This is a genomic window from Saccharospirillum sp. ABV4_185, from assembly GCF_056159245.1.
In genome coordinates, this window is the sequence record NZ_JBSWUW010000001.1 from 2,444,876 (window position 1) to 2,462,569 (window position 17,694).

16 protein-coding genes are annotated in these 17,694 nt (G+C 56.3%); 14 read left to right on the top strand and 2 right to left on the bottom strand.

Annotated features, from left to right (window positions below):
* The first annotated feature begins 120 nt into the window (after nt 1-120).
* The 10 genes from ACXAE6_RS11455 to rpoS all read left to right on the top strand — a co-directional run bounded on the left by ACXAE6_RS11455 (nt 121) and on the right by rpoS (nt 9,451).
* Nucleotides 121-1,743 (top strand): CTP synthase, encoded by a 1,623-nt coding sequence (locus ACXAE6_RS11455; RefSeq protein WP_475147815.1) that lies wholly within the window; start codon nt 121-123, stop codon nt 1,741-1,743.
* Between the two features lie 137 nt (nt 1,744-1,880).
* Nucleotides 1,881-3,176, top strand: a complete 1,296-nt coding sequence (gene eno / locus ACXAE6_RS11460) for a phosphopyruvate hydratase (RefSeq protein ID WP_475147818.1) — start codon at nt 1,881-1,883, stop codon at nt 3,174-3,176.
* Between the two features lie 139 nt (nt 3,177-3,315).
* Nucleotides 3,316-3,600: a cell division protein FtsB gene (gene ftsB / locus ACXAE6_RS11465; protein WP_475147821.1), complete on the top strand. Its 285-nt coding sequence runs from the start codon at nt 3,316-3,318 to the stop codon at nt 3,598-3,600.
* A gap of 10 nt (nt 3,601-3,610) precedes the next feature.
* Nucleotides 3,611-4,294 carry a 2-C-methyl-D-erythritol 4-phosphate cytidylyltransferase gene (ispD, locus tag ACXAE6_RS11470; RefSeq protein WP_475147824.1) on the top strand — a complete coding sequence of 228 codons (684 nt, stop codon included), beginning with the start codon at nt 3,611-3,613 and terminating at the stop codon, nt 4,292-4,294.
* Entirely contained in the window at nt 4,291-4,776 is a 486-nt protein-coding gene (gene ispF, locus ACXAE6_RS11475; RefSeq protein WP_475147827.1) for a 2-C-methyl-D-erythritol 2,4-cyclodiphosphate synthase, read from the top strand. Before ispD ends, ispF begins: the two co-directional genes overlap by 4 nt.
* Nucleotides 4,773-5,801, top strand: a complete 1,029-nt coding sequence (gene truD, locus ACXAE6_RS11480; RefSeq protein WP_475147830.1) for a tRNA pseudouridine(13) synthase TruD — start codon at nt 4,773-4,775, stop codon at nt 5,799-5,801. Before ispF ends, truD begins: the two co-directional genes overlap by 4 nt.
* 30 nt (nt 5,802-5,831) lie before the next feature.
* Nucleotides 5,832-6,494, top strand: a complete 663-nt coding sequence (locus tag ACXAE6_RS11485) for a protein-L-isoaspartate(D-aspartate) O-methyltransferase (protein WP_475147833.1) — start codon at nt 5,832-5,834, stop codon at nt 6,492-6,494.
* Entirely contained in the window at nt 6,491-7,357 is an 867-nt protein-coding gene (locus tag ACXAE6_RS11490) for a DUF368 domain-containing protein (protein ID WP_475147840.1), read from the top strand. The genes ACXAE6_RS11485 and ACXAE6_RS11490 overlap by 4 nt, the downstream gene beginning before the upstream one ends.
* A gap of 202 nt (nt 7,358-7,559) precedes the next feature.
* Nucleotides 7,560-8,348: a peptidoglycan DD-metalloendopeptidase family protein gene (locus ACXAE6_RS11495; RefSeq protein WP_475147843.1), complete on the top strand. Its 789-nt coding sequence runs from the start codon at nt 7,560-7,562 to the stop codon at nt 8,346-8,348.
* A gap of 62 nt (nt 8,349-8,410) precedes the next feature.
* Nucleotides 8,411-9,451, top strand: a complete 1,041-nt coding sequence (gene rpoS / locus ACXAE6_RS11500; RefSeq protein WP_392803009.1) for an RNA polymerase sigma factor RpoS — start codon at nt 8,411-8,413, stop codon at nt 9,449-9,451.
* A 76-nt stretch (nt 9,452-9,527) separates the two neighbouring features.
* On the opposite strand, the gene fdxA is transcribed toward rpoS, so the two are convergent.
* Together fdxA and mutS are read right to left on the bottom strand one after the other, a co-directional pair.
* Nucleotides 9,528-9,851, bottom strand: coding sequence for a ferredoxin FdxA (gene fdxA, locus ACXAE6_RS11505; protein ID WP_392803007.1), 324 nt, complete (start codon nt 9,849-9,851; stop codon nt 9,528-9,530).
* Between the two features lie 149 nt (nt 9,852-10,000).
* On the bottom strand, nt 10,001-12,622 hold the full coding sequence (gene mutS, locus ACXAE6_RS11510; RefSeq protein ID WP_475147856.1) for a DNA mismatch repair protein MutS: 2,622 nt from the start codon (nt 12,620-12,622) through the stop codon (nt 10,001-10,003).
* A gap of 60 nt (nt 12,623-12,682) precedes the next feature.
* Here mutS and ACXAE6_RS11515 point away from each other — a divergent pair, with 60 nt between their 5' ends.
* The 4 genes from ACXAE6_RS11515 to alaS all read left to right on the top strand — a co-directional run bounded on the left by ACXAE6_RS11515 (nt 12,683) and on the right by alaS (nt 17,649).
* Nucleotides 12,683-13,177, top strand: coding sequence for a CinA family protein (locus ACXAE6_RS11515; RefSeq protein WP_475147861.1), 495 nt, complete (start codon nt 12,683-12,685; stop codon nt 13,175-13,177).
* A 100-nt stretch (nt 13,178-13,277) separates the two neighbouring features.
* The gene (gene recA, locus ACXAE6_RS11520; protein ID WP_475147868.1) at nt 13,278-14,336 is read left to right on the top strand and encodes a recombinase RecA; all 1,059 of its coding nucleotides are present in this window, start codon (nt 13,278-13,280) and stop codon (nt 14,334-14,336) included.
* Nucleotides 14,337-14,357: 21 nt separating this feature from the next.
* Entirely contained in the window at nt 14,358-14,864 is a 507-nt protein-coding gene (locus ACXAE6_RS11525) for a regulatory protein RecX (RefSeq protein ID WP_475147873.1), read from the top strand.
* 181 nt (nt 14,865-15,045) lie between these two features.
* On the top strand, nt 15,046-17,649 hold the full coding sequence (alaS, locus tag ACXAE6_RS11530) for an alanine--tRNA ligase (protein ID WP_475147879.1): 2,604 nt from the start codon (nt 15,046-15,048) through the stop codon (nt 17,647-17,649).
* Nucleotides 17,650-17,694 lie beyond the last annotated feature (45 nt).

Consider the following 17,694-nt stretch of genomic DNA (forward strand, 5'->3'; position numbering starts at 1 on the left):
TTGCCCATTCAAACCTTCGTTGTCGCGCCTAATTGACCCGCGTTTTGGTCGTCTGGCGTTTGTTTGCGTTGGGGTACGTTTGGGCCTGGCATTGGGCTGTTTTCAGATGGGATCTCTTCTATGACGCGTTATATCTTTGTCACCGGCGGTGTGGTGTCCTCCTTAGGTAAGGGCATTGCATCGGCTTCTCTGGCCGCCATCCTGGAGGCCCGAGGGCTGAAGGTGACGCTGCTCAAGCTCGATCCCTACATCAACGTCGATCCCGGCACCATGAGCCCCTTCCAGCATGGCGAAGTCTTCGTCACTGAAGACGGCGCTGAAACCGATTTGGACCTGGGCCATTACGAGCGCTTCGTGCGCACCACCATGACCCGCCGTAATAATTTCACCACTGGCCGTATCTATCAGGACGTGCTGCGCAAGGAGCGTCGCGGTGACTATCTGGGTGGCACCGTCCAGGTGATTCCGCACATTACTGATGAGATCAAACGCCGCGTCATTGAAGGGGCTGGCGACGCCGATGTCGCTTTGGTCGAAGTCGGTGGTACCGTCGGTGATATTGAATCTTTGCCGTTCCTGGAAGCCGTGCGTCAGCTCAAAGTGGAGCTGGGCAGTCGTCGCGCGCTGTCGATGCATCTGACGCTGGTGCCTTACATTGCCACCGCCGGCGAAGTGAAAACCAAACCAACGCAACACTCTGTGAAAGAACTGCGCACCATCGGCCTGCAACCGGACATTCTGGTGTGTCGTTCCGAGCAACCGGTCGGCAAGGCTGAGCTGCGCAAAATCGCCTTGTTCACCAACGTTGAAGAACGCGCCGTCATTTCCTTGCCCGATGCCGATTCGATCTACCGCATTCCCGGCATGCTGCATAAATCCGGTCTCGACAACATCGTCGTGGAAAAATTCGCGCTCGAATGCAATGAGCCGGATTTGAGCGATTGGGAAGATGTGTCCGATCGCAAACTGAACCCGGACGGCGAAGTCACCATCGCCATGGTCGGCAAATATATGGAGCTGCTTGATGCCTATAAATCGCTGATCGAAGCCATCGATCACGCCGGCATCCGTTCGCGCACCAAAGTCAAAATCCGCTATATCGATTCCGAAGACATCGAGAAAGACGGTACCGATGTGCTGGCCGATGTGCAGGGCATTCTGGTGCCCGGTGGTTTCGGTTATCGCGGGGTTGAGGGAAAAATTGCTGCGGCGCGTTATGCCCGAGAGAACAAAATTCCCTACCTGGGCATTTGTCTGGGAATGCAGGTGGCGGTGATTGAGTACGCCCGTCATGTCGCCGGTTTTGAAGGCGCGCATTCGACCGAGTTCGATCGTCAGTCGCGTCATCCGGTGGTCGGTCTGGTCACCGAATGGATTGAAGCCGACGGCAAGAAGGTCGAGCGGGGCGAAACTTCAGACCTGGGTGGCACCATGCGCCTGGGCGGTCAGGAATGCCAGTTGATGGAAGACTCCATTTCCCGCCAGTGCTATGGCAAAGACCGCATCATCGAGCGTCACCGCCATCGCTATGAAGTGAATAACCATTATGTAGAAGACTTACAAAAAGCCGGCTTACGCATTGCCGGTCGGTCGGTCGATGGCGCCCTGGTCGAGATCGTCGAAATTCCCGATCACCCTTGGTTCGTGGCCTGCCAATTCCACCCGGAATTCACCTCGACACCGCGTGATGGCCATGGTTTGTTCAGTGGTTTCATTGGCGCGGTCCGGGCCCATCGTGGCTGATCAGGGGTAGCATTCGACGGCCAACCGCCTATAATCCGGCCGTCGCATTTTGTAACAAAATTACATTTCAGGGCGCAATGCGCCCCTTCTTGGAACCGAGCCGCATCACGGCTCTGTTACGCTCAGGAGAGTCACAGATGGCTAAGATCGTTGATATCAAAGGACGGGAAGTGCTCGATTCCCGTGGCAACCCCACCGTCGAAGCCGACGTTATTCTGGAATCCGGCCTGATCGGTCGCGCCTGTGCGCCGTCCGGCGCTTCCACCGGTTCGCGCGAAGCCTTGGAACTGCGCGATGGCGATAAAAGCCGCTATCTGGGCAAAGGTGTATTAAAAGCCGTTGCGGCCGTCAATGGTCCGATCCGCGATGCCCTGCTGGGTTTCGATGCGCTGGATCAGACGGGTCTGGATAAAACCATGATCGATCTGGACGGCACCGAGAACAAATCCAATTTCGGCGCCAACGCCATTCTGGCGGTATCACTGGCGGCCGCCAAAGCTGCAGCGATGGACAAAGGCGTTGCGCTTTACGAACACATTGCCGACCTGAATGGCACCTCGGGCCAATACAGCCTGCCGGTACCGATGATGAACATCCTCAACGGTGGCGAGCATGCCGACAATAACGTCGACATCCAGGAATTTATGATTCAGCCCGTTGGCGCCAAGTCTTTTAAAGAAGCGCTGCGCATCGGTGCGGAAATCTTCCATGCTCTGAAAAAAGTACTCAATGCCAAAGGCCTGAACACGGCGGTCGGTGACGAAGGTGGTTTTGCACCCAACTTGGAAAGCAACGCGGCGGCTTTGGCCGTTATCGAAGAAGCGGTGGCGGCGGCCGGTTACAAGCTGGGTACCGACATCACTCTGGCGATGGACTGCGCCGCGTCTGAATTCCACGATAATGGTCAGTACAACCTCAAAGGCGAAGGCAAGGTCTTCGACTCCAACGGTTTCACCGATTACCTGGCCGAGTTGACCGAACAGTACCCGATCGTTTCCATCGAAGACGGTCTGGACGAAAGCGACTGGGACGGCTTTGCCTACATGACTCAGAAGCTGGGCAACAAAATCCAGCTGGTGGGCGACGACCTGTTCGTGACCAACACCAAGATCCTCAAAGAAGGCATCGACAAAGGCATCGCCAACTCCATTCTGATCAAGTTCAACCAGATCGGTTCGCTGACTGAAACGCTGGCGGCGATCAAGATGGCGAAAGATGCTGGCTACACGGCGGTGATTTCACACCGCTCCGGTGAAACCGAAGACGCCACCATCGCCGACCTGGCCGTTGGTACCGCTGCCGGCCAGATCAAAACCGGCTCGCTGTGCCGTTCCGACCGCGTTGCCAAGTACAACCAATTGCTGCGCATTGAAGAAGCGCTGGGTGACAAGGCGGTTTATAACGGTCTGAAGGAAATTAAAGGTCAGGGCTGAATCCTCTGACTGATAAACCTTAAGCGGGGGCCTGGTGCCCCCGCTATTGTTTCGGCCCAAGGTGGTCAGCGCTGGAGCGTGGCACCCTGGGGCGTTTTCGGTCAGAATGGCCGCAGTTTTGGATAGTGGATTGATCGCCATGCGTTGGCTGCAACTGGGATTGTTGTTCTTGTTGGTGGTGTTGCAATACCGCCTTTGGCTGGGGGAAAACTCCTGGCCGGAAGTGAGTCGGCTCGATACCGAGATTGCCACGCGCCAGGCGGAAATTGATCGCCAGCAAAGCCGCAACGAAGTGCTCGAAGCCCGTGTTGACGATCTGAAGTCGGGTCTCGATGCGGTGGAAGAGTTAGCGCGCAATAATCTGGGTTTGCTCAAGCCCGGTGAAACCTTCTATGTTATTCCCGCCGCAGAGGCCGATCGGTGACGCCTCGCCTATGACGCTCCATTTGTTGTTGCCAGCCGCTGGTATCGGTCAGCGTTTCGGCCAGCCAACTCCCAAACAGTACTGTCAGATCGCCGGAAAGACCCTGGCCGAATGGACCCTGGATCTATGGCAGAGCATCACCATTGATGGTCGGCGCCTGCTTGTGCTGCGTGAGGATGATGTCATCGGTCAGCAGTTGGCTGACCGCTATGCCTCGCTGGAGCACGTCGTGGGTGGCGCCGAACGCGCCGATTCTGTTTTAGCAGGGCTGGATGCGCTCGATGCCGGTCCGGATGACTGGGTAATGGTGCACGATATTGCCCGACCCTGCGTCAGCGCTACGGATATCAAGCGGCTCTGGCAGCATTGCCAGCGTACTGGCCATGGCGCTCTGTTGGCCAAGCCGCTGACTGACACCATTAAGCGCCAGCAAGGCGATCAGGTGACCAGTCTGGATCGTCGCCAACTCTGGGCGGCGATGACGCCCCAGTGTTTTCCGGTCATTGCGCTGCGCGATGCCTTAAAAGCCGCTCTTGCTGCGGGCGATAGAATTACCGATGAAGCCTCGGCGCTGGAACGATTGGGCGCACCGGTCGAACTGGTCGAAGGTTCGGCGGATAACATCAAACTGACCCGCGCCGAAGATCTGGCGCTGGTCGAATTTTATTTACGACAACAAGGGCGCTTGTCATGAGAGTCGGACAGGGCGTGGACGTTCATCGCTTTGATGAGCAATCCGCAGCCACCCATATTCGCCTCGGTGGAATTGATGTGCCAGCGCCGCATGCGTTGCTGGCTCATTCTGATGGCGATGTTCTGTTGCATGCCATCTGCGATGCCTTACTCGGTGCCGCCGGCCTGGGCGATATCGGTGAGCATTTTCCCGATACCGATCCAACCTGGGCCGGCGCCGACAGCCGTGCGCTGCTGAAGGAAGTCGATAACACTGTCAGGCAACGCGGCTGGCAACTGGTCAACCTCGATGTCACCTTAATCGCCCAGACGCCACGTGTGGGCGACTACAAGAGCGCCATTCGCGCCAGCATTGCGCAGGTGCTGAATGTTGATCTGGAGCGAATAAACGTCAAAGCGACCACCACCGAAAAACTTGGTTTTGTCGGCCGTAAAGAAGGCGTCGCTGCCGAGGCCATCTGTCTATTGGAGCCCGCTTCATGAGTTTGCCGTTGTGGCCACGCGCCTGGGGTGAGCCTTTGGGGCAGGGCCGGCTGAAAGCGGAACCTGCGGATTTTCAGGTGACCGAAGTCTTACCAGAAACGCCGTCCGGTGACGGCGAGCATCTGTGGCTGACCATCGAAAAGACCGGTCAGAATACCGCCTGGCTGGCGCGGCAACTGGCGCGCTGGGCTGATTTACCGCCGCGTGCGGTCAGTTACGCCGGCCTTAAAGATCGCCATGCGGTCACCACTCAAACCTTTTCTTTGCACCTGCCCGGTCAGGCCGATCCTAATCAGCCGCTGCTGATCGATGGCGTCCGCATCATTGAGAAGCAGCGTCATCATCGGAAATTGAAGACGGGTCAATTGGTTGGCAACGAGTTCCGTATTCGCCTGCGCGATTTCAGCGGCGATGCCGAGGCTGTTGTCGAGCGCTGGCAGCTGCTGGTCGAGCAGGGCTTCCCCAATTATTTCGGCCCGCAACGTTTTGGCGAGGGTGGTGCCAACCTGGAGCGCGCTCGTGACTGGTTTGCCGGTGGCAAGCCGCCCAGGCGTGAACTGCGCGGTATCCATTTATCGGCGGTGCGATCTTATTTATTCAATGAATTACTGGCGCGCCGCGTCGCTGATGACAATTGGAACCAGTGGCTGCCCGGCGACTATCTGCAGTTTCGCGAAGGTCAGGGCGGTTTTGTTTGTCTGCAGGCCGAAGAACACGATCTTGAACGGGTGAAGCAGGGCCAGCTATCACCGACGGCCAGTATGCCCGGCCGGGTGAAAGAATCGCTTGGGCCACTGGATGAGCGTGAAGCCCAGATGCTGGCTGATGAATCCTTTTGGCTCGACGGGCTGATTAAACGCGATATAGAACGCGGTTTGCGCAAGCTGCGTGTTTACGTCGAGCGCGGCGTCCTGAACTGGCAGGGCGGCGATCCCATCTTTACTTTTTTCCTGCCAGCGGGCAGTTACGCCACCACAGCATTACGCGAAGTGGCGACTTGGAACGCAGACGATGAACGCGACTAATAACACCGCCAGTGCAGGAGTGCGCTGACCATGAACCTCAGAGGCATTGGCATGACGTCGGAACGGACCCGACGGCGGCTGATCGAACGGCTGTTCGAGAAAGGCATTCGTGACCCCAAGGTGCTGGAATGTTTTAACCAGGTGCCGCGCCATATCTTTGTCGATGAAGCGCTTGGCCATAAGGCCTACGAAGATACCGCCGTGCCAATTGGTTACGCTCAAACCCTGTCGCAACCCTATATAGTGGCGCGCATGACCGAACTGGTGTTGTCGGCGCGTCATCATGAGCGAGTGTTGGAAATTGGTACCGGTTCGGGCTTTCAGACGGCCGTGCTGTGTCAGGTGGTCGAGGAAGTCTTCTCGGTCGAGCGCATTGCGCCGCTGCAGCAAAAAGCCCGTCAGCGACTGCGCCAACTGAAAATCTATAACGCCCGGCTGAAATTAGATGATGGCTTTCTGGGTTGGCCGGATCAGGGCCCCTTCGATGTCATCATCGGCACCGCCGCTCCGGAAGTACCACCTCAGGAGTTAATCAACCAACTGGTTCCCGATGGCGGGCGGCTGATTCTGCCACTGGGCAGCGATGTTCAATACCTGACAGTGATCGAACGCGAAGGCGACGACATTCACACCCATCAGATTGAGCCGGTACGTTTTGTGCCGATGTTAAACGGCGTACAGAGAGACCTATGAAACAGCAATTGCAGTGGTTCGCCAAAGGCGCCGTGATGGGCATTGCCGATGCGGTACCGGGGGTGTCTGGCGGCACCATGGCATTGATCACGGGTATCTATGAACGGCTGATCGCTGCGCTGGCAGCCTTGCGAATCGATACCGCTCGTCAAGCGTTGAGCGGCGACTGGGCCGGCGCCTGGCAGCGTCTGGATGGTAACTTTTTGCTCAGTTTGGGGCTGGGAATTCTGCTCAGTCTCTTTACCACGCTCAGCCTAATGCACACCTTACTGGAACAGGCGCCGCAGTTGGTCTGGGCGTTTTTCGCGGGGTTGATACTGGCATCACTGCTGGTGTTGATGCGCCGTCATCGTTGGCAGCCCATCGATGCTTTGTTGATGGCGGTCGGGACTTTTATTGCCGCGGCTATTGCACTGTCGACCTCATTACATTTAACGCCAACACCATTTTGGCTGGTGGTAGGCGGCGCTTTGGCCATATCGGCCATGCTGCTGCCGGGCGTATCGGGCAGTTTTATTCTGTTGTTGCTGGGTATTTATCCGGCGGTTGTTCAGGCGGTCAGTGAAGCTGATTTGGTTACGATCGCTTGGGTGGCGCTGGGTTGCCTGATCGGATTGCTGGCATTCAGTCGTCTGTTGAACGCCTTGCTGGCGCGATGGCATGACCGGGTGCTGGGTTTTATGCTCGGCTTCGTGCTCGGTGCCCTGATCAAAGTCTGGCCCTGGCAGGCCGGTGGCGACTGGTTAACTCCCCAGGCTTATCAGTTATTGACGGGCCAATCGGCTTGGCTGGGTGGCTGCCTGGCGATGGCGTTGCTTGGTGCGCTTGGGGTTGTTTTGCTGACCTTTAAGAGTCGCAGCTGAATTTGTCAATTTTCAAAGCGGATTGACTGCACAAATTTCGATTGGCCCCTAAAGATTCTTAGATTAAATTTTCCTAATAAACGTTTTGTATGCTGGCTTTGAGAATAATACGGTGTTATGAACGGTGTTGGGTAGGCCTCGACCGGAGATAGAAGCGGAGATTAACGACTTGAGTGGAAACTGTCGAAAGGCGTCAAAATTTATGACAGTTGCCTGTTTTGGACTGCTGCTAAACGCCTGTGTGAACAACTCGGCCTATCGTTCTCTTGACGGCGATTCTTTGCCGTTCACAAGCCGTAACAATACCAATTCTGCCAGCGCCAGCATCAATCGTCCCGATCGCTACCGGGTGCGCTCAGGCGATACCCTTTTTTCCATCGCATTCCGCTATGGGCTTGATTATCGCAAGCTTGCCCGGGCCAATGACATTGATTCCAGCTATACCATCTTTGCCGGTCAAATGCTGGAATTGCGGGAGTCTGAGGGCCCTGGTAGCGCCAGTGCTAATACCAATTCGAGCCGTATACCGCGTAGCAATAGCGGCTCATCCTCTTCGGTTACAAACGATAACAGTCAAAATTCCGGCGTCAACGCATCCACGTCCGCATCCGCTGCAGCGCCCAATATTCAATGGGTCTGGCCACATGACGGCACTATAGTGCGAACATTTAATGCTAATGTATCCGATCGAAAAGGCGTTGATATCAGGGGGCAGTTTGGAGATTCTGTCAAAGCCGCCGCCGAGGGGTCAGTTGTCTACGCAGGCAATGGACTACCCGGCTATGGCAACCTGATCATTCTCGAACACAGCAACGCCTTGTTGAGTGCTTACGCCTTCAACCAGGAACTGCTGGTCTCTGAACAAGATCAGGTGCGCAAAGGGCAGGAGATTGCCCGGATGGGCAGGCAGGGAGATCAACCTGGCCTGCACTTCGAGATAAGGCGGGAAGGCAAACCGGTGAACCCCGAGCAGTATTTACCACGGAGGTAGCTGGTTTAAGTCTGGCCTAGGTCGGTCGATAGAACCGACATACGACGCACAGGTGAATGACTATGGCAGCACTCAGGGAACACGATTCCGCTGTGGCGGATGACCAGTTCAAGCAGTACCAGGACCTGCTCGATTCTTCGAGCTTTGATGAAAACCTGGCTTCTCTAAAAGAAGACCCTGATGCCCGGCAACTCGACGAGGACGTCGACAGCGATGCTGAGGAATCGGAATTCCGTGATGCGCTAAGCAGTAATGCTGGATTGCAGCGCTCGCTGGACGCTACCCAGATGTACCTGAATGAGATCGGCTTCTCTCCGCTGTTAAGTCCGGAAGAGGAAGTCTATTTCGCACGCCTGGCTCGTAAAGGTGAGCCGGCCGGCCGCAAACGCATGATTGAAAGTAATCTGCGTCTGGTGGTCAAGATTGCGCGCCGCTATCTGAACCGCGGTCTGACGCTGCTGGATTTGATCGAAGAGGGCAACCTGGGCTTGATCCGGGCGGTTGAGAAGTTCGATCCAGAGCGTGGCTTCCGTTTTTCCACCTATGCTACCTGGTGGATTCGGCAGACTATTGAGCGCGCCATCATGAACCAGACGCGGACCATCCGCCTGCCGATTCATGTCGTTAAAGAATTGAATGTTTATCTGCGTGCCGCCCGTGAACTGACTCAGAAGCTGGATCACGAGCCGACCGCAGAAGATATCGCCGAACTGCTCGAGCGTCCGGTGGAAGATGTAAAACGCATGCTGGCGCTGAATGAACGAGTGACCTCGGTGGATACGCCGATCGGTCCGAGTTCGGAGAAGAGCCTGCTCGACACCATCGCCGACGAAAAATCGGCCGATCCGTCGGAGACGCTGCAGGAAGACAATATGCGGTCCAGCATCGATGGCTGGTTGGATGAGTTGTCCGAGAAACAGCGTGAAGTCGTGGCCCGGCGCTTTGGTCTGCGTGGTTATGAAACCAGCACGCTGGAAGAAGTCGGTCGTGAGATTGGTCTGACGCGCGAACGGGTGCGCCAGATTCAGGTTGAAGCGCTGCGTCGCCTGCGCGATATCATGGAAAAGCAAGGGCTGTCGGCTACCGCTTTGTTTGGTGCCTGATCCAACCATTCGCCAATAAAAAAGAGCGCCAGGGGCGCTCTTTTTTTGTCTGCAAATTCTGTGCTGGAAAAAGCTCTCAGCGTTCCAGTGCCGCCAGTTTGCCCGGCTGGCCGTCAGCTTCAGCCGCACCCGGCAGTGGATCTTTGCGTTCGTTAATATTGGGCCAGACTTCCGACAGCTCGGCGTTGAGCTCGATAAACTCAATCTGATTGGCAGGCACTTCGTCTTCAGAAACGATGGCTTCAGCCGGGCATTCGGGTTCACACAGCGCGCAATCGATGCACTCGTCCGGATGAATGACCAGGAAGTTCGGGCCTTCGTAAAAGCAATCCACCGGGCAGACTTCAACACAATCGGTGTACTTGCACTTAATGCAGTTCTCGATGACAACAAAGGCCATGCAACGACTCTCCCCAATCGAATTCGTAAGGTGTGCGTATTCTAGTGATCCCCCCGGGCCCTCTCAAGCCGCCGCTAAGACGAAAAGACCAGTTTTTTATCGCCTGGAGGAATAAAAACTCAAATTTCTCTAAGTATTGAGTATCGTTCTTATTTGGAGCCTGTATCGTTGCCCTTGAGTTTGGTCTGTTGCTCATGCAACCAGTTCAAGGCTTGCAGCGGCGTCATACCATTCAGGTCGAGTTTTTCCAGCCTTTCCAGCAAAGGGTGCGGTGCGCTGGCAAACAAATCGTTTTGCAAGGGCGCGTCCCGAACCGCTGCCTGGGTGGACACTGTTTTGCTGGTGTGACCGGGCGTCGAAGTGACGATCGGCCCGCCTTCAAGCTCGGATAATTTGCTGCGCGCAGCATCGATAACAGCGCCCGGCACTCCCGCCAGACGAGCCACCTGAATACCGAAACTTTGGCTGGCGGGTCCCGGTTGGACACGGTGTAAAAACACCAGGCGATCGTCGTGTTCGGTCGCATCCAGATGCAGGTTGCGGGCGTTTTCGTAGTGATCGGGCAGGGCGGTCATCTCGAAATAGTGGGTCGCAAACAGGGTTAACGCCCGCTTGGTTTCGGCCAGTGCCGAGGCCGCAGCCCAGGCCAGTGACAGACCATCGAAAGTTGAGGTACCGCGGCCAACCTCATCCATGATGACCAAACTGTTGGGCGTGGCGTTGTGCAGAATATTGGCCGTTTCGGTCATCTCGACCATAAAGGTGGAGCGGCCGCCGGCGATGTCATCCGACGAGCCCATACGGGTGAAGATACGATCGATATTGCCGATTTTTGCAGCCGTTGCAGGCACAAAGCTGCCAATATGACCGAGCAGCGCTATAACCGCGGCCTGACGCATAAAGGTGCTCTTACCGCCCATGTTCGGGCCAGTAATGACCAGGGTACTGATGTCGCTGTTCAGCGTCAGATCATTGGGCACAAAGGGGGTGTCGGTTACTGCCTCAACCACGGGATGACGGCCTTCGCTGATATGCAGCTCGGCGGCATCGGTCAGTTCCGGCGCGTTCCAGTTAAAACGGTCGGCGCAATTGGCCAGACAAACCAGGGTGTCGAGCTCGGCGAGTGCATTGGCCATGCTCTGGAGGTTGGCCAGATCGTCGGCCAATTCCTGAACCAGGGCTTCATAGAGAAATTTCTCCCGCGCCAACGCCCGGCTTTTAGCACTCAGGGCCTTGTCTTCGTATTGCTTCAGTTCCGGAGTGATAAAGCGTTCGGCGTTTTTCAACGTTTGGCGGCGGATGTAATCCGTCGGGGCTTCGCGGGCTTGGGCCTTGCTGATCTCAATGTAATAGCCGTGCACGCGGTTGTAGCCGACTTTGAGTGTCGGCAGGCCGGTGCGCTCGCGTTCCTGTTTTTCCAGTTGCAGCAGGAAGTCGCTGGCATTGCTGTCGATACCGCGCAGTTCGTCCAGTTCTTCATCGAAGCCTGATGCAATGACGCCGCCTTCGCGAATCACCACCGGCGGGTTGTCGATCAGTGCGCGACCGAGCACATCCTGCCAGTGAGGTTGTTCGTGCAGTGCTTCGGCCAGCTGTTTTAAGCGCGGAGAATCGAGTGGTGTCAGGTCGCTTTGCAGCAGCGGCAATTGCGTCATGGCTTCGCGCAGCCGGACCAGATCGCGCGGTCGGGCTGAGCCGAGGGCAACGCGTGACAGCACGCGCTCGATGTCGCCGATGGGTTTGAGCAGTGCAGCGATGCCTTCGAAACGGAAATCGTCGAGCAAGGTGCTGATGGCGTGCTGGCGCTGGCGCAGTTCGTCGCGGTTGCGCAGCGGCCGACCCAGCCAGCGACGCAATTGACGGCTGCCCATGGCGGTGGCGCAGTGGTCCATCAGTTGAAACAGGGTGTTGTCTTCTTCGCCGCGCACGTTGAGGTCGATTTCCAGGTTGCGGCGCGAAGCAGCATCGAGAATCACCGAATCGTCGTGGCGTTCGGGCAGGATGGCACGAATGTGCGGCAGCGTGCTTTTTTGCATATCGCTGGCGTAGGTCAGCAGACAACCGGCGGCGCGCAACGCCAGCGGCATGTCCTGCACCCCGAAACCGCTGAGATCGCGGGTACCTAACTGGGTCGTCAAACGTTCACGGGCGGAGTCGAGATCGAACAGCCAGACCGGCTGATGGCGCATGGCAGTGCGCGTCGACAACTCCGGCGCCGGGTCGTCTTCGGGCAACAGCAACTCACTTGGGCGCAGGCGTTCCAGCTCGGCAATCAACGCTTCCTGACTGCTCAGCAGTTGCACGGTGAAACGGCCGGAGGCCATATCCAGAGCGGCCAGACCGAAGCCATTGTCACGTTCGATTAACGCCACCAGCAGGCTTTCCTGGCGGTCGTTTAGAAAGGCTTCATCGCTTAGGGTGCCGGGTGTCAGTACCCTTACCACCTTGCGCTCGACCGGGCCTTTGGCTGCGGCGGGATCACCAATCTGCTCGGCGATGGCAACCGTATGCCCTTGACGCACCAGTCGGCCGATATAGCCTTCGGCGGAATGGTAGGGAATACCCGCCATCGGAATAGGCTCGCCAGCGCTTTGACCGCGTTGCGTCAGGGTGATGTCGAGCAGGCGGGCGGCTTCTTTAGCGTCGCCGTAGAACAGTTCGTAGAAGTCACCCATGCGGTAAAACACCAGATCATCTGGATGCTGACCTTTGATCTTCAGGTACTGTTGCATCATGGGGGTGTGTTGATTTTTACTGGTGGTTTGCGACATGCGGTGAGGGTCTTGGTTGATCCGTGAAGAGCCGCTCATGGTATTCGAATCAGGGGCAGGATGAAACGTATGGTCAGCGACGATCAGAACATCGTTCGATTAGCTCAAAGACTGCTGGCGTCTGGTTCACGTCTGGTTACCGTGGAAAGTTGTACCGGCGGAATGATCGCCGCCGCCTTAACCGATAAAGCCGGGAGTTCGGACTGGTACGAAGGTGGTTGGGTTACCTATTCCAATGAACTCAAGCAAGCGCTGGGCGTGCCCGCTCAAGCCATTGAGCGCCATGGTGCGGTCAGTGAACAGGTGGCGCGCGCTATGGCTGAAGCTGGCCGGCGTCAGGCCGGGGTTGATTATTGCGTCGCTGTGACCGGCGTTGCCGGGCCCGGTGGTGGCAGTGCGGAAAAACCCGTTGGCACGGTCTGGATCGGCTGGGCACTGAGTGATCAGACTCAGGCAGAACGTTTTCAATTTGGCGGCGATCGAGCCGCCGTACGCGAGCAAACTGTTCAAGCAGCCCTGTCGGGTTTGCTGGAACGCTTAGCCAATACAATTTGAACTTGTCGGTGCAGGCTGACCTGTGCCAGAATACTGTTCATTCATACAGTAAAAGGTGTTGGCGAGTCTGACACCCGTCGACAGCCTCAGGGGGAACACCATGGACACCAATAAAGAGAAAGCCTTATCCGCAGCCTTAAGCCAGATCGAACGTCAGTTCGGCAAGGGTTCGGTAATGCGCATGGGCGACCAAAAGCACGTATCCGTGCCGGCGATTTCCACTGGCTCCCTGGGGTTGGATATCGCCCTGGGCATTGGCGGTTTGCCAAAAGGCCGGGTCGTGGAGATCTACGGACCAGAAGCCTCGGGTAAAACCACCTTGACGCTGCAGGTCGTTGCTGAAGCTCAGAAAGCCGGTGGCACCTGCGCCTTCGTTGATGCCGAGCATGCGTTGGACCCTTCCTACGCCAACAAGCTGGGCGTTAATGTTGACGACCTTTTGGTGTCCCAGCCCGATACCGGCGAGCAGGCACTGGAAATCGCCGACATGCTGGTGCGCTCCAACGCCGTCGACGTTATCGTCATCGACTCCGTTGCCGCCCTGGTTCCCAAAGCTGAAATCGAAGGCGAAATGGGCGATATGCACGTTGGTCTGCAAGCGCGTTTGATGTCTCAGGCACTGCGTAAGATCACCGGCAACATCAAGACCGCCAACTGCCTGGTGATCTTTATTAACCAGATTCGTATGAAGATCGGTGTCATGTTCGGCAGCCCGGAAACCACCACCGGTGGTAATGCGCTGAAGTTCTATTCCTCGGTCCGCCTCGACATTCGCCGCACCGGTACCATCAAAGAAGGCGACGAAGTGGTCGGTTCTGAAACCCGGGTCAAGGTGGTTAAGAACAAGGTGGCACCGCCGTTCAAACAGGCCGAGTTCCAGATCCATTATGGTAAGGGTATCTATCATATGGGTGAGGTGATCGATCTGGGTGTGAAGCTGGGGCTGGTGGAAAAATCCGGCGCCTGGTACAGCTATCAGGGCGATAAGATCGGCCAGGGCAAGGCAAATGCCGCCAAGTATCTGGAAGATAATCCGGAAGTGGCGCAGGCCATTGAAGCTAAAATCCGTGAAGCCTATCTGGTGACCAGCAAGGCTCCGGAAGAGGCTGAAGCGGCCGATAAAACCGAAGACGCAGACAAACCCCAAATCGAAGCTTGATCTGATCGTAGCGGCGGGCGGTTGATCAAACCGCCCGCCGCTATTACCGCTATGGCCGATACTCCCTGGAATACCGCTTTAAATATTCTGGCGCGTCGCGAACACAGCCGGGCAGAGCTCGCGCGCAAGCTGGAACAGCGTTTTCCTGATCAGCCCGACAATGTGACTGAAGCGCTGGATCGTCTCGCAGAGCAGGGTCTGCAAGATGACCAGCGCTTTGCCGAAGCTTTCTTCCGCAGTCAGTTGGAGCGCCATCGTGGTCCTATTCGCATGCGTCACGAAGCCCGCCAGAAAGGCATTGCCGAGGCGATGGAAGCGCAACTGGCCGAGTCTGATGTTGATTGGTATGAAATGGCGTTGGATGCAGCTGCCCGTAAGCTGGGCCGTGATGATCCGTCCGAGCCTAAGGTCCAGGCCCGCCTGGCGCGTTTCCTGGCTTATCGCGGGTTTGACGGCGAATGCGTCCGTGCCGTCCTGTCTCAACTGCGTGCAACGCGCTCCGATGACGATTTCGAGTTCATCGATTAACCCCTTTTATCGCCTCAAAACCCCTTGTCTACTGGTGTCCGCAGAACCTTCTGTGTAACATTAGCGCCCTTTGAAACGACTGTATTTTCGCCACACAGCCAGTTGTTTTGTCACTCTTTTCCAAGGTGCGGTCCAACATTCAGGGCGCGCGACCGGTGCGGTAAAGGACGCAAGCTAGATAATGAAGACTTCTGAAATACGCCGACGTTTCCTCGATTATTTCGTCAGTCAGGGCCATACCGAAGTTGAAAGCGGCTCTCTGGTGCCGGGCAATGATCCGACCCTGTTGTTTACCAACGCCGGTATGGTGCCCTTCAAAGATGTCTTTCTGGGCCAGGACAAACGTTCCTATAACCGTGCGGTCACCTCTCAACGCTGCGTACGTGCCGGCGGTAAGCACAACGACCTGGAAAATGTCGGCTATACGGCCCGCCATCACACCTTCTTTGAAATGCTGGGCAACTTCAGTTTTGGCGATTACTTTAAGCGTGATGCCATCCGTTTCGCCTGGACCTTTTTGACCCAGGAATTGGGCCTGCCTAAAGAACGTCTGTGGGTCACTGTCTATCATGATGATGACGAAGCCGCGGACATCTGGATTAACGAAATCGGTGTGCCGGCGGATCGCCTGTCCCGACTGGGCGAGAAAGACAATTTCTGGTCCATGGGCGATACCGGTCCTTGTGGTCCGTCCTCAGAAATTTTCTATGACCACGGTCCGGAAGTTCCCGGTGGTCCTCCGGGCAGCCCGGATGATGATCTTGATCGCTATATTGAGATCTGGAACCTGGTATTTATGCAATTCGATCAGGCCGCTGATGGCACTCGTACGCCATTGCCGCGTCCGTCTATTGATACCGGCATGGGATTGGAGCGTCTTGCTGCTGTACTGCAGCACGTGCATTCCAACTATGAAATTGATCTGTTCCAGAATCTGATTCGTGCTGTTATGGCGGCGACCGGTTGCGACGATGTCGAAAACCGTTCGTTGCGCGTTATTGCCGACCACATCCGTTCGACGGCTTTCCTGATCATTGATGGCGTTGTGCCTTCGAACGAAGGTCGTGGCTACGTATTGCGCCGTATTATGCGTCGCGCTATTCGCCACGGTTACAAGCTGGGTCAGAACGAGCCTTTCTTTTATAAGCTGATCGATGCGCTGGGTCAGCAGATGGGCGAAGCCTATCCGCAACTGCTCAGTATGAAAGAGCACCTGCAGAAAGTGATTCTGCTCGAAGAAGAACAGTTTGCTCGTACTCTGGACAATGGTATGGAGGTTTTAGAGGCCGGTATTGCTGAGTTAAGTGGTAAAACACTGCCTGGCGAGTTGGTCTTCCGTCTCTACGATACCTATGGCTTCCCGGCTGACCTGACCGCCGACGTCGCTCGTGAGCGCGATCTTGAAATCGACATGGCAGGTTTCGAAGAACAGATGGAAGCTCAGCGTCAGCGCGCGCGTTCGGCCAGCAAATTTCGCATGGACAAGGATCTCGATCTGCAATTGGCAGGTGCTACCGACTTTCTCGGTTATGACAGCCTGGTTGGCGAAGGTCGGGTTATCAAATTACTGCAAAGCGGCGAGTCGGTTGAGCAACTGAACGCCGGCGACGATGGTGTGATCATTCTGGACCGCACGCCTTTTTATGCTGAGTCCGGCGGCCAGATTGGCGATCATGGTCAACTCAGCGCGTCGGGTGTTGAGGTGGTGGTCGATGATTGTACCAAGCTGCAGGGCCATCACTTGCATCAGGTACGCGTGCAATCGGGCACGGTAAAACTGGGTGACACCTTGCAGGCGACGGTTGCCCGCGCCGAACGTGAAAACACCATGCGTCACCACAGTGCGACTCACCTCTTGCATGCGGCTTTGCGTGAAGTTCTTGGCGATCACGTTCAGCAGCGTGGTTCGCTGGTTACCTATGACAAACTGCGTTTTGACTTCTCGCATCTGGAAGCGGTGACACCCAAGGAATTGCGTTTGATCGAACAACGCGTCAACGAGCAGGTGTTCGCCAATACCGACGTGAGCACTGAGTTGATGCCGATTGAGCAAGCCAAGGCAAAAGGCGCCATGGCGCTGTTCGGTGAAAAATACGACGATGAAGTTCGTGTTTTGACCATGGGTATCAATAACTATTCGATCGAACTTTGTGGCGGCACGCACGTTCGTCGCACTGGGGATATTGGTCTGGTGCGTCTGGTATCTGAAACCGGTATTGCCTCGGGTGTTCGCCGTATTGAAGCAGTAGCCGGACCTTATGCTTTGGCTGAGGTTCATCGGCAAGAAGATCGCTTGGACCAGGTTGCCGCTGTTTTTAAAACCGGTACTGACCAGGTTGTTGACCGGGCAACACAGGCGCAGCAGCGGCTGCGTGAACTGGAGCGTTCGGTTGAGCAACTGAAAACCAAACTGGCCTCCAGTGCCGGTACCGATCTGGCCGCCAGCGCTGTGGAAATCGGTGGTATCAAGGTGTTGGCCGCGGTACTTGAAGGTGCCGATGCCAAGACTCTGCGCGCTACCCTGGATCAGTTAAAAGACAAATTGCAGACAGCGGCCATCGTGTTGGCGGCGGTTAACGACGGCAAGGTGCAGTTGGCGGCCGGGGTAACCAAAGACAGCATTGATCGTCTCAAAGCCGGTGATCTGGTTAATCAGGTCGCCAGTCAGGTGGGTGGTAAAGGCGGTGGTAAGCCGGATATGGCCATGGCCGGCGGCAGTGAGCCGGAAAAACTGGCCGATGCATTGGCATCGGTACCAGCCTGGGTTGAACAACAACTGGGCTGAGCGAATTGCTTAGCCTGCAACAGCATCCTGCAGTCGGGAACGAAA